At 63.0% G+C, this 11766-nt stretch carries 11 protein-coding genes; 5 read left to right on the plus strand and 6 right to left on the minus strand.

Annotation, left to right across the window (positions count from 1 at the left end):
• Positions 1–28: 28 nt before the first annotated feature.
• Complete coding sequence (locus tag NDB2M4_RS03620; protein WP_072370192.1) at positions 29–1261, plus strand: argininosuccinate synthase; 1233 nt, start codon at positions 29–31, stop codon at positions 1259–1261.
• Positions 1262–1318: 57 nt separating this feature from the next.
• Here NDB2M4_RS03620 and NDB2M4_RS03625 read toward each other — a convergent pair whose 3' ends face one another.
• The gene (locus NDB2M4_RS03625; protein ID WP_072370195.1) at positions 1319–2080 is read right to left on the minus strand and encodes a hypothetical protein; all 762 of its coding nucleotides are present in this window, start codon (positions 2078–2080) and stop codon (positions 1319–1321) included.
• A 150-nt stretch (positions 2081–2230) separates the two neighbouring features.
• Between NDB2M4_RS03625 and NDB2M4_RS03630 the strand changes: the two genes are divergently transcribed.
• Positions 2231–2542: a YciI-like protein gene (locus tag NDB2M4_RS03630; RefSeq protein ID WP_072370198.1), complete on the plus strand. Its 312-nt coding sequence runs from the start codon at positions 2231–2233 to the stop codon at positions 2540–2542.
• Positions 2543–2721: 179 nt separating this feature from the next.
• Positions 2722–3525: a phytanoyl-CoA dioxygenase family protein gene (locus tag NDB2M4_RS03635; protein WP_072370201.1), complete on the plus strand. Its 804-nt coding sequence runs from the start codon at positions 2722–2724 to the stop codon at positions 3523–3525.
• 44 nt (positions 3526–3569) lie between these two features.
• Here the strand turns inward: NDB2M4_RS03635 and asnB are convergent, their stop codons facing one another.
• The 3 genes from asnB to map all read right to left on the minus strand — a co-directional run bounded on the left by asnB (position 3570) and on the right by map (position 7491).
• Complete coding sequence (asnB, locus tag NDB2M4_RS03640; RefSeq protein WP_072370204.1) at positions 3570–5567, minus strand: asparagine synthase (glutamine-hydrolyzing); 1998 nt, start codon at positions 5565–5567, stop codon at positions 3570–3572.
• A 354-nt stretch (positions 5568–5921) separates the two neighbouring features.
• On the minus strand, positions 5922–6650 hold the full coding sequence (gene radC / locus NDB2M4_RS03645; protein WP_072371765.1) for a RadC family protein: 729 nt from the start codon (positions 6648–6650) through the stop codon (positions 5922–5924).
• Positions 6651–6666: 16 nt separating this feature from the next.
• Positions 6667–7491, minus strand: a complete 825-nt coding sequence (map, locus tag NDB2M4_RS03650) for a type I methionyl aminopeptidase (RefSeq protein WP_072370206.1) — start codon at positions 7489–7491, stop codon at positions 6667–6669.
• Positions 7492–7898: 407 nt separating this feature from the next.
• Here map and nifA point away from each other — a divergent pair, with 407 nt between their 5' ends.
• On the plus strand, positions 7899–9635 hold the full coding sequence (nifA, locus tag NDB2M4_RS03655) for a nif-specific transcriptional activator NifA (RefSeq protein WP_072370208.1): 1737 nt from the start codon (positions 7899–7901) through the stop codon (positions 9633–9635).
• Positions 9636–9668: 33 nt separating this feature from the next.
• On the opposite strand, the gene modD is transcribed toward nifA, so the two are convergent.
• Positions 9669–10514 (minus strand): ModD protein, encoded by an 846-nt coding sequence (modD, locus tag NDB2M4_RS03660; RefSeq protein ID WP_072370211.1) that lies wholly within the window; start codon positions 10512–10514, stop codon positions 9669–9671.
• 196 nt (positions 10515–10710) lie between these two features.
• Here modD and NDB2M4_RS03665 point away from each other — a divergent pair, with 196 nt between their 5' ends.
• Positions 10711–11361 carry a DUF2478 domain-containing protein gene (locus NDB2M4_RS03665; RefSeq protein WP_244536033.1) on the plus strand — a complete coding sequence of 217 codons (651 nt, stop codon included), beginning with the start codon at positions 10711–10713 and terminating at the stop codon, positions 11359–11361.
• Here NDB2M4_RS03665 and NDB2M4_RS03670 read toward each other — a convergent pair.
• Positions 11338–11544: a TOBE domain-containing protein gene (locus tag NDB2M4_RS03670; RefSeq protein WP_072370214.1), complete on the minus strand. Its 207-nt coding sequence runs from the start codon at positions 11542–11544 to the stop codon at positions 11338–11340. The two genes, NDB2M4_RS03665 and NDB2M4_RS03670, sit on opposite strands and share 24 nt — an antisense overlap.
• Between the last annotated feature and the right edge of the window lie 222 nt (positions 11545–11766).

An 11766-nucleotide genomic window follows, 5' to 3' on the forward strand; every position in this document is an offset into this window, starting at 1 on the left:
TGCATCCAACCTAACGAACGAGCTCTCCATGACCTCCAAGCCCAAGCCGATCAAAAAGGTCGTGCTCGCCTACTCCGGCGGCCTCGATACCTCGATCATCCTCAAGTGGCTGCAGCAGACCTACGGCGCGGAGGTCGTCACCTTCACCGCCGATCTCGGCCAGGGCGGCGAACTGGACCCGGCGCGCGAGAAGGCACTGATGCTCGGCATCAAGCCCGAGAACATCTACATCGAAGACCTGCGCGAGGAATTCGTCCGCGACTACGTCTTCCCGATGTTCCGCGCCAACGCTCTCTATGAGGGCATCTATCTGCTCGGCACCTCGATCGCCCGCCCGCTCATCGCCAAGAAGCAAATCGAGATCGCCCGCGCCACCGGCGCCGACGCCGTCTGCCACGGCGCCACCGGCAAAGGTAACGACCAGGTCCGCTTCGAGCTTTCCTACTACGCGCTCGAGCCGTCGATCCGCATCATCGCCCCCTGGCGCGACTGGGAGTTCAAGAGCCGCGAGGACCTCATCGCCTTCGCCGAGCAGAACCAGATCCCCATCTCTAAGGACAAGCGCGGCGAGGCCCCGTTCTCCGTCGACGCCAACCTCCTGCATTCCTCTTCGGAAGGTAAGGTGCTCGAAGATCCGAACGTCGAGCCGCCGCCTTACGTCTTCCAGCGCACCATCTCGCCGGAGGAGGCACCCGACAAGCCAACGGTCATCACTGTCAGCTTCAAGAAGGGCGACCCCGTCGCCATCAACGGCAATCCCATGAGCCCCGCGAACATCCTCGCCACGCTCAACGACTACGGCCGCGACAACGGCATCGGCCGCGTCGATCTTGTCGAAAACCGCTTCGTCGGCATGAAGTCGCGCGGCATCTATGAAACGCCCGGCGGCACCATCCTCTGGCACGCGCACCGCGCCATCGAGTCGATCACCCTCGACCGCGGCGCCATGCACCTCAAGGACGAGCTGATGCCGCGCTACGCCGAGCTCATCTATTACGGGTTCTGGTTCTCGCCCGAGCGCGAGATGCTGCAGGCCGCCATCGATAAGAGCCAGGAGCACGTCGAGGGCGAAGTGACGCTGAAGCTCTACAAGGGCAACGTCATCGTCATCGGCCGCGAGAGCCCCAAGAGCCTCTATTCGTCGACGCTCGTCACGTTCGAGGATGACAAGGGCGCGTACGATCAGAAGGACGCCGCCGGCTTCATCAAGCTCAACGCGCTGCGCCTGCGCACCCTCGGCCTGCGCGACCGCAAGGGCTGAATTTAGCGACGACAAAACGAGACGGCGGCGGCTTCACGGTCGTCGCCGTTTTTGCATCTACGCCGGCGCGCCAGCGCCATCGCCGACGAGTCCGTCAAACGCCGCCGCAAGGCCGTTCCAATCGGTATCGCGGATCAGCGCCTCCTCCAGCGCATCCTCGCCCCGCAGCCAGCGCTGCGCGCCATCGGGCATCTGCAGCGCCAGATGCAGCCCGTGAATCAGCTCGTAAGCCCGCCACGCATACCCGTGCACGCGCAGCGCCGACTGCAGCGCGTTCTGCACCAGGCTGCGCATCACCGCGTGCGGCTCCGACAAGGGCACATCCACCTCGCGCCCCGCCGCTGCGTCGATGCACGCCATCTTGTCGAACGAGGCATGTCCGCGGCACGCGAGCGGCCGGACAGGATGAATGATGCAGCTGTCCCGCACCATCAGCGGACAGAAGCACTGCGCCGCCATACGCGGCTCGGAAGCCAGTCCGCACGCAACCTCATCTGCCTCGGCGATGCGCCCTGGCAGATGGAGCTGCGCGCCGGCCTCTGTCGCATCCACCCGTCGGATGTAGTCGGCTAGCAGGAAAATTTCCGGCGCCGTCGCCGTCACGCGGATGCAGCAGCAGGCGGGACAACCCTTGTGGCAGGCGAGGACCTGCAGGCCCTCTGTCTGCAGCGTGACGTTGCCCTCGAAGAGATCGAACGCTTCTGACGCGAGCGCTGGGATCAGGCCCGGATGCCCGCGTCCCGCTTCGACCATCTGGCTGAATCGGCCGTGCGCGGTTCGGAAGAAATCGACGGGCTCTGCGCTTTCCACGGATGTCATGGCTCTGGTACGGCGCAGCGGTGTGCGCGAGCAGCGAAGCGAAAAAGGCTATCAGGCGAGCTTATCGCCCGCGCCGGAAATTGCGATAACCACCCGCTGACCTAAGTCGCCTCTCCGGCAATCGCGTCACCTCAGTTCGGGACCCACCGCATGCACTACGTTCTCTTCTACGAATACGTCCCCGATTACCTTGAACGTCGCGAGCCCTTGCGCGCCGCGCATATGGCGCTTGCGGCACCGCTGATCGAACGCGGTGAGCTGTTTCTTGGCGGAGCGTTCGCCAATCCCGCCGACGGCGCCATGATCGTCTTTTCCGGAAACAGCCCCGCGGTGGCCGAAAATTTCGCCAAGGCCGATCCCTACGTCGCAGCCGGCCTCGTCACCCGATGGTGGGTGCGCGAATGGACCACCGTCGTCGGCAAAGATGCCGCCCAGCCAGTGAAGCTGCCGCCCGTCGGTTGATTGCCGCAGTGCCTCTGTTAAGCTGCAAGCGCCATGAGCATGATCATCTTCCACATCGCATCGACCTTCTTCGAAGCCTGAGTGCGCTCGTCCTAGAGACGCCCGTTCTCACCTGAAGGTCAGATTGCCAGCAACTGCGCCCCGTCGTGGGCGCGGCTGGCCGATGTTTGGAAAAATGCATGCCCGATACATATGGATTGCACCCTCTCAGCGAGGCGCAGATTCAAAACTTCATCGACGATGGCTTCGTCAAGATTGACGCGGCGTTCGACCGTTCAATTGCGGAGGCGGTGCGGGCCAGAATCTGGCGTGACACCGGCTGCGATCCCGACGAACCACACACATGGTCCGAGCCGGTAATTCGCCTCGGCATGTATACCGAAGCGCCGTTCGTCGCTGCGGCGAACACCGAGGTGCTTCACGCAGCCTTTGACCAGCTCGTGGGACGTGACCGCTGGCTCGCTTGCCGCGCCATGGGGACATTTCCAGTTCGATTTCCGTCTGCAAGCGATCCCGGCGACACCGGTTGGCATGTCGACGTGAGCTTCGATTGGGAGAAGCCAGACTTCATGGACTGGCGCGTCAACGTCGTCTCGAAGGGACGCGCATTGCTCATGCTGTTCCTTTTCTCGAACGTCGGAGAAAGGGACGCGCCGACTCGCATTCGAGTTGGCTCCCATGCCGACATTGCGCGAGCGTTGGCACCAGCTGGCGATGCCGGCCTCACGTTGCGAGAACTTGTGCCGGTCATTGAAGCTGCGCCATCACGAGAAGAAACCCTGGCGACTGGAGAGGCGGGAACGGTCTATCTGTGCCATCCATTCCTGGTGCACTCTGCTCAGCCCCACTTTGGGACTGAACCCCGCATCATGGCGCAGCCGCCCCTCCTGCCGAAACGGCAGCTGCACTTAGCGCGCGCTGAGGGTGACGACTATTCGCCAGTCGAGATCGCGATCAGGAACGCGCTCGGGTCGCTCGAGTAAAAAAGGCGCGGGGCGGCGCTGTCGCCGCCCCGATCTAAAGGCGTCTAAGCCGCGGCGGGCGCGGAGACGGCTGCCGGACGCTCCACTTCGGGGCGCGGGGAGTTTTGCGGTAGCTCGCACAGCCCGCCGCCCATGTAGAGCTGGTGCCAGAGCTGCGTCGACAGCACGCCGGTGAGGCCCATCTTCAGGAACACGTTGATGTTCTTGTCCTCGCCCCGGCCAATCGCCTCGTAGTCGCGCCGCACGGTCTCGACGTCGAAGTATCCGGTTCGGGCAAGCGACTCCGGACTCATCAGGTCGCGCACGTACTGCGGCGGATTGATGAAGAAGCTTTCGGCCAGCGGCGCGCGGAACATGCCCTTCTTGCGCCACGCGCTCTCCTTCGGCAGCACGCGCGCAGCGGCATGACGCAGAAGGTACTTGTCGCGCATCAGCCCGCGCAGCTTCCACCGCGGAGCGAGCTTCGAGACATATGAGATCACGTCCTCGTCGAGGAACGGGTAGCGCGTCTCCACGCTGTTCGCCATCGCCACGCGGTCACCCTTGTGGTTCAGCAGCAGCCCCGGCAGATGGACCTTGTAGCCGTAATACAGCGACTGATTGAGCGGATCCCACTTGCGCACGCGGTCGGCGTCGATCGGCACGTCCTCGTAAGGAACGTGATCGCCAATGCGCTCCTTCATTTCGGCACTGAAGTAGCGATCGCGCGACTGCCCAACGAGATGGTAGATTAGCGTCTGCGCGTGCGCGCGTCCCATCATGTCGTCGATGCGCTTTAGCTGTGCCTTCGTCATGTAAGGCGCCATGCGCATGCGGAACATGCGGTTGACCGCATCCGATGCGTACGTGCCGCCTGCATCCATGAAGTAGCTGAGCTTGCGCAGCTTGAACCAGATGTACCCGGCGAAGCCTTCGTCCGATCCCTCACCCGTCAGCGCCACCTTGTAGCCCTGGTCGCTGACCTCCTGCGCCAGCCGCCACAGGGCCGCGCACGAAGTGTCGATCACCGGGCAATCGGTCGATGCGATCAGTTGCGGATAGGTGTTTGCGATCACCGTACTGTCGGAGCGCAAGATCGTCGGCTTGCAGCCGAGCGCCCGTGCCGTGAACAGCGCATCCGACGTCTCGTCCAGGCCCTTGCCGGGCACCTGGATGGTGAAGCTCGGAACTGGGGAGCCACGCAGCTTTGAAGCCGTCGCCAGCACGTAGGCGGAATCGACACCGCCCGACAGATAACCGACGACCGGCACATCGGCCCGCAGGCGAATCTCGACCGCGCGGCGGAACCGCGCCTCGAACTCGTCGATCAGCGTCGTGGCATCGCCGTCCAGTTCCTCGCCCGCGTTGGGGAAGTCGAAATCCCAATACTGGCGTTCGACGATCTCCGCGGGCTTGCCGTCGCCGCGGAACTGCATCTTCAGGTAATGCCCAGGCAGCAGCGAGTGCACACCCTCGAACATAGTGCGCCGCGTGCCCATGCTGAAGAACGTGAAGAGGTGATCGATGCCGCGCGGATCGGGCGCCGCGTCGATGGCGCCTGATGCCAGCAGCGCTTTGATCTCCGATCCGAAATACAGCCAGTCGCCCTGACGGCTCCAGTGCAGCGGACAGATGCCGACGCGATCGCGCGCAAGAAACACGGTGCGCTTGGAGAAGTCATACAGCGCAATCGCGAACTGTCCCTTGAGCTGCTCGAACACGCCCTCACCGTACTCCTCATAGAGGTGGACGATGATTTCGGTGTCGGTGTGCGTGCGGAACTTGTGGCCCTTCGCCTCCAGCTCCGCCTTGCGCTCGGGATAGTCGAACAGCTCGCCGTTGTAGACCACGGCGACGGTGCCATCTTCGTTGAAGATCGGCTGCGAGCCATCGCCAAGCCCGACAATCGAAAGACGCCGGTTGGCAAAGCCGATGCCTGGACGGATCAGATAGCCGTCCTCGTCGGGTCCGCGATGCCATAGGGCATCAGCCATTCTATGGACGATTGCAGCGTCGGGCTGCCGCTTGCCATTAAGGTCGATCAATCCGGCGATGCCGCACATGGGTCCTCATCGGGGTCGAGAATCGCAGGCCGCGCGATTCGGCTTAGGTTGTAGTCGACAATGTTCTGGTAAAGGGTGAGTTACACAACGTCGCAAAACATCGGCCGCAGCAGGCCGTTGCGTACGCAACTTCGTCCCATAAAGCCAGTACCTGACCATCCAGCACCCAATTGAGGCGCGGGAGGCAAAGCCGGGCATGTTATTCACATCACAGCATAATTTAGGGATGTCTCAGCACTAAACGAGTGCCGCCGCATGCGACGATCTGCTTCGCCAACAAGCGCCGAATGGCACCCTCCGGGCCGTGAATAGCCCACCAGCTTGTACACGGGAATATGCCCGCGCGGCGACGGCTCAGATCAGCTGCAGCGATTTGAGGCTCGCATGCCCCTCGCGCCCGACGATGATGTGGTCGTGGACGGAGATCCCCAGTGGGGCCGCCGATTGGATGATCTGCTTCGTCATGTCGATGTCCGCGCGCGACGGCGTCGGGTCGCCCGAGGGATGATTGTGCACCAGGATGATCGCCGTCGCTGAAAGCTCCAGCGCTCGCTTCACCACCTCCCGCACATAGACCGGGGTATGGTCGACAGTCCCCTGTTGCTGCACCTCGTCGGCGATCAGCCGGTTGCGCTTGTCCAGAAACAGAATGCGAAACTGCTCGCGGTGCTCATGGCTCTGTGCTGCGTAGAGATAGTCGAGCACTTGCTTCCACGACGACAGCGCCGGACGCTGCACCAACTCGCTCCGCATCATGCGCAAAGCGGCCGCCCGCACCAGTTTCAATTCGGTGATGACGCTATCGCCGACGTCCTTCACTTCCTTGAGCCGTTGCTCCGGCGCGTTGATCACCTCCGCGAACGTGCCGAACCGCGCGAGCAACTGCTTGGCGATACCCTTCGTATCCCTGCGCGGCAGAGCCCGGAACAGCAGCAGTTCTAGAAGCTCGTAATCCGGCAGCGCGTCGGCGCCGCCCTTGCGGAAGCGCTCGCGCAGCCGTTGGCGATGGCCTGCATGATCGGGCGTCGCGGCTTTGAAGAGCGCGCCTTGTTCGTTGACCCCGCTCTCCTCGCGATCCGGCATGGCGTTGGTGCTGACCTCAGCTCGCGGCAAAGCGTGGGAAATCGAGGCCCGCGGGCGATTTGGTGAAGATCTCGCAGCCCGTCTCCGTGACGCCGACGCTGTGCTCGAACTGCGCCGACAGCTCGCGATCGCGCGTCACCGCCGTCCATCCGTCAGGCAGCACCTTCACGTGCGGCCGACCGAGATTGATCATCGGTTCGATCGTGAAAAGCATGCCGGGCTCTAGCACGACGCCTTCGCCCGCTTCGCCGTAGTGCAAGATATTCGGGCGGTCGTGGAACGTGCGTCCCAGCCCATGGCCGCAGAAGTCACGCACCACGGAGCAGCGCTCGCCTTCTGCAAACGCCTGGATCGCAGCGCCGATATGGCCGGTCGTGGCGCCGGGCTTCACTTCGGCAATCCCGCGCATCAGAGCTTCGTAGGTGACCGAAATCAGCCTCTCGGCCCGGCGCGAAATCTGTCCGACAGGATACATGCGGCTGGTATCGCCGTGCCATCCATCGACAATCAGAGTGACGTCGATGTTGATGATCTCGCCTTCGCGCAGCGGCTTCGGCCCCGGAATACCGTGGCAAACGACGTGGTTGATCGAGGTGCAGATTGCCTTTGGGAAGCCGCGGTAGTTCAGCGGTGCCGGATAGGCATCGTTGTCGAGCGCAAATTTCAGAACCCGCTCGTCGAGTTCTTCTGTGGTGACGCCCGGCTGCACGTATTCGGTCAGCATATCGAGCGCTTGGGCGGCGAGCTGGCCCGCCTTGCGCATCCCGGCGAAGCCCTCGGGCCCGTGCCGCTTGACCTTTCCATCCCGATCAGCCGTGCGGCCGACTTCAACATTCGACATCTCTGAAGAATCCTGTTGGCCCGGCGGAGCCGAGACCATGACGTTAATGAGCGCTGGACGCTGTTGACCAAGGAGCATACTTAGATGCACCCGGCCTGCCCACCCATTTAATGGGCGCTTTGCGGCGTCCCAAGAGGTGCGAGCAGAGCCCTGGTCCGCATCGAGTGGCTGACCAACAGCGGCCGGTTGTCGCAAAACTTCAAACTGGAATAGATTTAGCCTGATGTCCGTCAGTCTAGAAGCCCCATTTTACAGGGCTTTGCGGCCCAAACGTGCACGTTGCCGCTCCGATTATCACGCGCTGGCGGAAACTTAGGCGCGACACTTTTCGATCTCCCGATTACGCTTTTGCGATGCAGCGGAGAACACCAAGTCTCCTCGAACCGTCGATATCGCGAGGCGGTGAAATGATTTCTGTAAAGCAGCCGACGACTGTAATGCCGTCAGCGCCCGCCCCCAAACAGCTGGGCGAGGTCGCTCTGATCGGCATCTACGAAGTCTCGAAGATTCTCGCCAAACCGGCGCGGCTCGAGACGACACTTTCCAACGTCCTCAACCTGCTGTCCTCGTTCCTCGACATGCAGCACGGCACCATCGTCCTCCTTGACGATGACGACGTGCCCGGCATGGTCGTCGGCACCGTATGGACGGAAGAGGTCGCCTACGAGGGTCACCAGCACTTGCCCCGCAAGGTGCTGGACCAGATCATTGCGACGTCCATGCCGTTGGTGCTCGAGAACGCCGGCGAACACCCCCTCTTCCACGGGGCATCGCGGGAAACCACCTCGACCGCCGATGGGCAGCCCGTTTCCTTCATCGGAGTTCCCATCAAGATTGAGGACCGCGTCGTCGGCACCCTGTCGATCGTGCGTGTGTGGGACAAAGGCAGCGAATTCCGCTCCGATCACGACGTTCGCTTCCTGTCGATGATCGCCAACCTTATTGGCCAGACCATCCATCTGCATCGCGTCATCTCCCGCGACCGCGAGCGCCTGATGGATCAGAGCCGTCGGCTCGAAAAAGAGCTGACGAGCGTCAAGCCGGGCAAGGAGCGGTCGCGTGTCGCCGGCATCATCGGCGACAGCGCCGCCATTCGCGCGCTGCTGAGCAAGATCGAGATCGTCGCCAAATCGAATGCGACGGTACTGCTCCGCGGCGAGTCCGGAACGGGCAAAGAGCTCTGCGCCCGCGCCATTCACGAGTTGTCGACCCGCTCCAAGGGAGCTTTCGTTAAGGTCAACTGCGCGGCCCTACCTGAATCGGTGCTGGAATCGGAACTGTTCGGCCACGAGAAGGGTGCATTCACTGGCGCCATCGCCTCGCGCAAAGGCCGCTTCGAGCTTGCCGATGGCGGTACCATCTTCCTCGACGAGATCGGTGAGATTTCGCCTGCGTTCCAGGCCAAGCTCCTGCGCGTCCTGCAGGAGGGCGAGTTCGATCGCATCGGCAGCACCAAGACCCAGAAAGTCGACGTGCGCGTCGTCGCTGCCACCAACCGCGATCTCGAGGAGGCTGTCAGCCAAGGCACGTTCCGCGCCGACCTCTACTATCGCATCAGCGTCGTGCCGCTGCGCATTCCTTCGCTGCGCGAGCGCAAAGGTGACATCCCTCTTCTTGCCGAGAGCTTCCTCACCCGCTTCAACAAAGAGAACAATCGCAACCTGAAGCTCGCCTCCAGTGCCATCGACGTGCTGAAGGCCTGCTACTTCCCAGGCAACGTGCGCGAACTCGAAAACTGCGTGTTCCGCACCGCGACGCTGGCCTCCGGCGCTTCAATTGTCGATGACGACTTCGCTTGCCGCCACGATCTCTGCCTCTCTTCGCTGCTGTGGAAGGGCGGCGGCGGAAATTCGCTTCCGGAGCGCCCCAAGCCGCAAATCCCACTTCCCGTTATGCCCACATCGGCGGAGCCGGCGCGGCCGGCGATGCCGGTGCCAGCTGAAGCCCGCTCGCCCATTTCAGAGTCTGATATGGGTGGAGCGCTCGATGGCGATGGCGCTCCCTCGACCGAACGCGATCGCCTCGTAGAGGCCATGGAAAAGGCGGGCTGGGTCCAGGCCAAGGCCGCGCGCATTCTCGGTTTGACGCCGCGCCAGATTGGCTACGCGCTCAAAAAGCACGGCATCGAGATCCGCCACTTCTGACGCGCGCTGACAACGCGCGTCACTTCTCCTTGCTCACACAGCCTCTATGGTGACGGCGACATCGCGCGGCCGCCCGAAGTAGGGCATCGACGTCACCAGCACGTCGGCGCCGGTCCCCGCATATTCGGCCGCGTTTTCCGTTGTAATTCCGCCAGCCGCCGCAACCAGTGGCCGCTTCGGTGCGCTCTTCAATGCCGCGACGAGATCTCTGACCTCCGCCGGGCTGAACTTCTCCGCCTGTATCACGTCGAAGCCCGCCGCCGCCGCTTCAAGCGCCGCGGCGATGCTTTTAGCCTCGATGACCAGTTTCTTTTCAGGCACCGCCCGCCGCAGACGCGCAACGAGCTCGGCGAGAGGAACGTCGGCGAGAAAAGCCCGGTGCTCCGGAAAGACGAGCACGCTTTCCGACAAGCCGAGCCGATGCATCGAAGCCCCGCCGGCCTGTACGGCGCGCGCCGCGAACGATTTGGTTCCTGGCGTATTCTTGCGCGTGCAGGCGATGCCGATATCGGGGGCAACGCGACGCGCGGCCTCCACGATCGCACGCGCAGCGCTGGCTACGCCCGACCACGCTTCGATCAGCGTCTGCGACACCTTCCAGCCGCGATGCAATGCTTCCGCAGTTCCGGTGGCCGTGAGGATCTCCGCGCCAGATTCAAGGCTGGCGCCCGAGCGCGTCTGCGCCGTAACACTCTCGCACCCCGCCAGCCGCAGCAGCGCCACGGCGCTTTCGACCTCCGCCACTACCATTGGTCCGCGCGCCCTGAAAGTCATCCGGCCCGCCGCGCCACCGATGCCAAGCGCCGCGGTGGTCAAATCGCCAAAGGGAACGTCGTCGGCCAGCAGGGCCTCGAGCTCGCTCGGAAATGCCGCAGTCATGCCAGTGGTCCTCTGAGAAACTTAGAGTCGCAGCGCGTGGGATTGGCCACAAGTGCGTCGGGTTTCAGACAATGCCGCGCGTAGCAACCGCCCCTCTTCCCGTCTTTACGCCCGATTTCATGGTCGGCTACACTTCGGCATGCAGATTGCTCAATCGTGAGTAGCGGCCCTGCGGGCCTCATCTGCGGAGAGCGACATGCAATTTATGAGCTACCACGAGCACCTGCTGAAACTTGCAGGCGTCATCTATCGCTCCGGCGAAGACGATGTCGATGGATTGCTTGCCGGCTTTGCCGCCGATCTCGTCCGCGAAGGCCACCGCATCGGCGGCGTCGTGCAGTTCAACGGCAAGAAGGCAGCCGATCCCAGGGCCGGAATGTCGCTTATCGACCTCATGACCGGACGCTCTATCTCGATCAGTCAATCGCTGGGCGCCGCGTCATCTGCCTGCAAGCTCGATCCGTCCGGCCTGGCGGACGCTGCCGTAGCAGTCAGCCGAGCCATCGCCGAGAACGTCGAACTCGTCATAGTCAACAAGTTCTCCAAGCAGGAAGCGAGTGGCGGTGGCCTGCGCGCCGAAATCGCCGACGCCGTGGTGGCGGGTCTTCCGATCCTCACCGCAGTTTCCGACAAGTGCTACGACGACTGGATCAGTTTTACCGGCGGATACGGGACGACGCTGGCGTGCGAGCGCAGCATCATTGACGATTGGTGGCGCGGTATATCGCAGCGTGAAGGTCGCGCGCGCCTGCTGGCCAGCCTCGAGCAGGTGTTCGAAGCCGCAGCCGCGCAACCGCCACCTGCGGACACGACTGACGCGCGGCTACTTCCCTATCATAACGTCTGATGACTTGATCACCGCCGATACCGCATCGCCGACCTTGAGACCGAGGTCGTCGACCGCCTCGTTGGTGATCGACGACGTCATGATCAGCCCAGGTGCCAACTCCACCCTCACGTGAGCGGTGGTCGACCCCTTCGTCACGGCGACCACACGACCAGGGAGCACGTTGCGTGCGCTGAGCTTCATGAGCTTTGCCTCTGCTGAATTCCGATCGCGGCATTGTTGCCTGCTTTGGTTATCGGGCCGTTCTCGACGCCGAGCCATTGCCGGCGATGCCGCATCATCGCTCCGGCTATTCAGCGCTCGCCGCACTGTCAGCACATCCGCGCCCACGGCTGCGATGTCATCCGCTGGTGTCGGACATACGACACGCATCAGCCATCTATGTCGCGGGAACGACAGACAGAA

The sequence above is a fragment of the Hyphomicrobium sp. NDB2Meth4 genome (genome assembly GCF_900117445.1).
Lineage (GTDB): Bacteria > Pseudomonadota > Alphaproteobacteria > Rhizobiales > Hyphomicrobiaceae > Hyphomicrobium_A.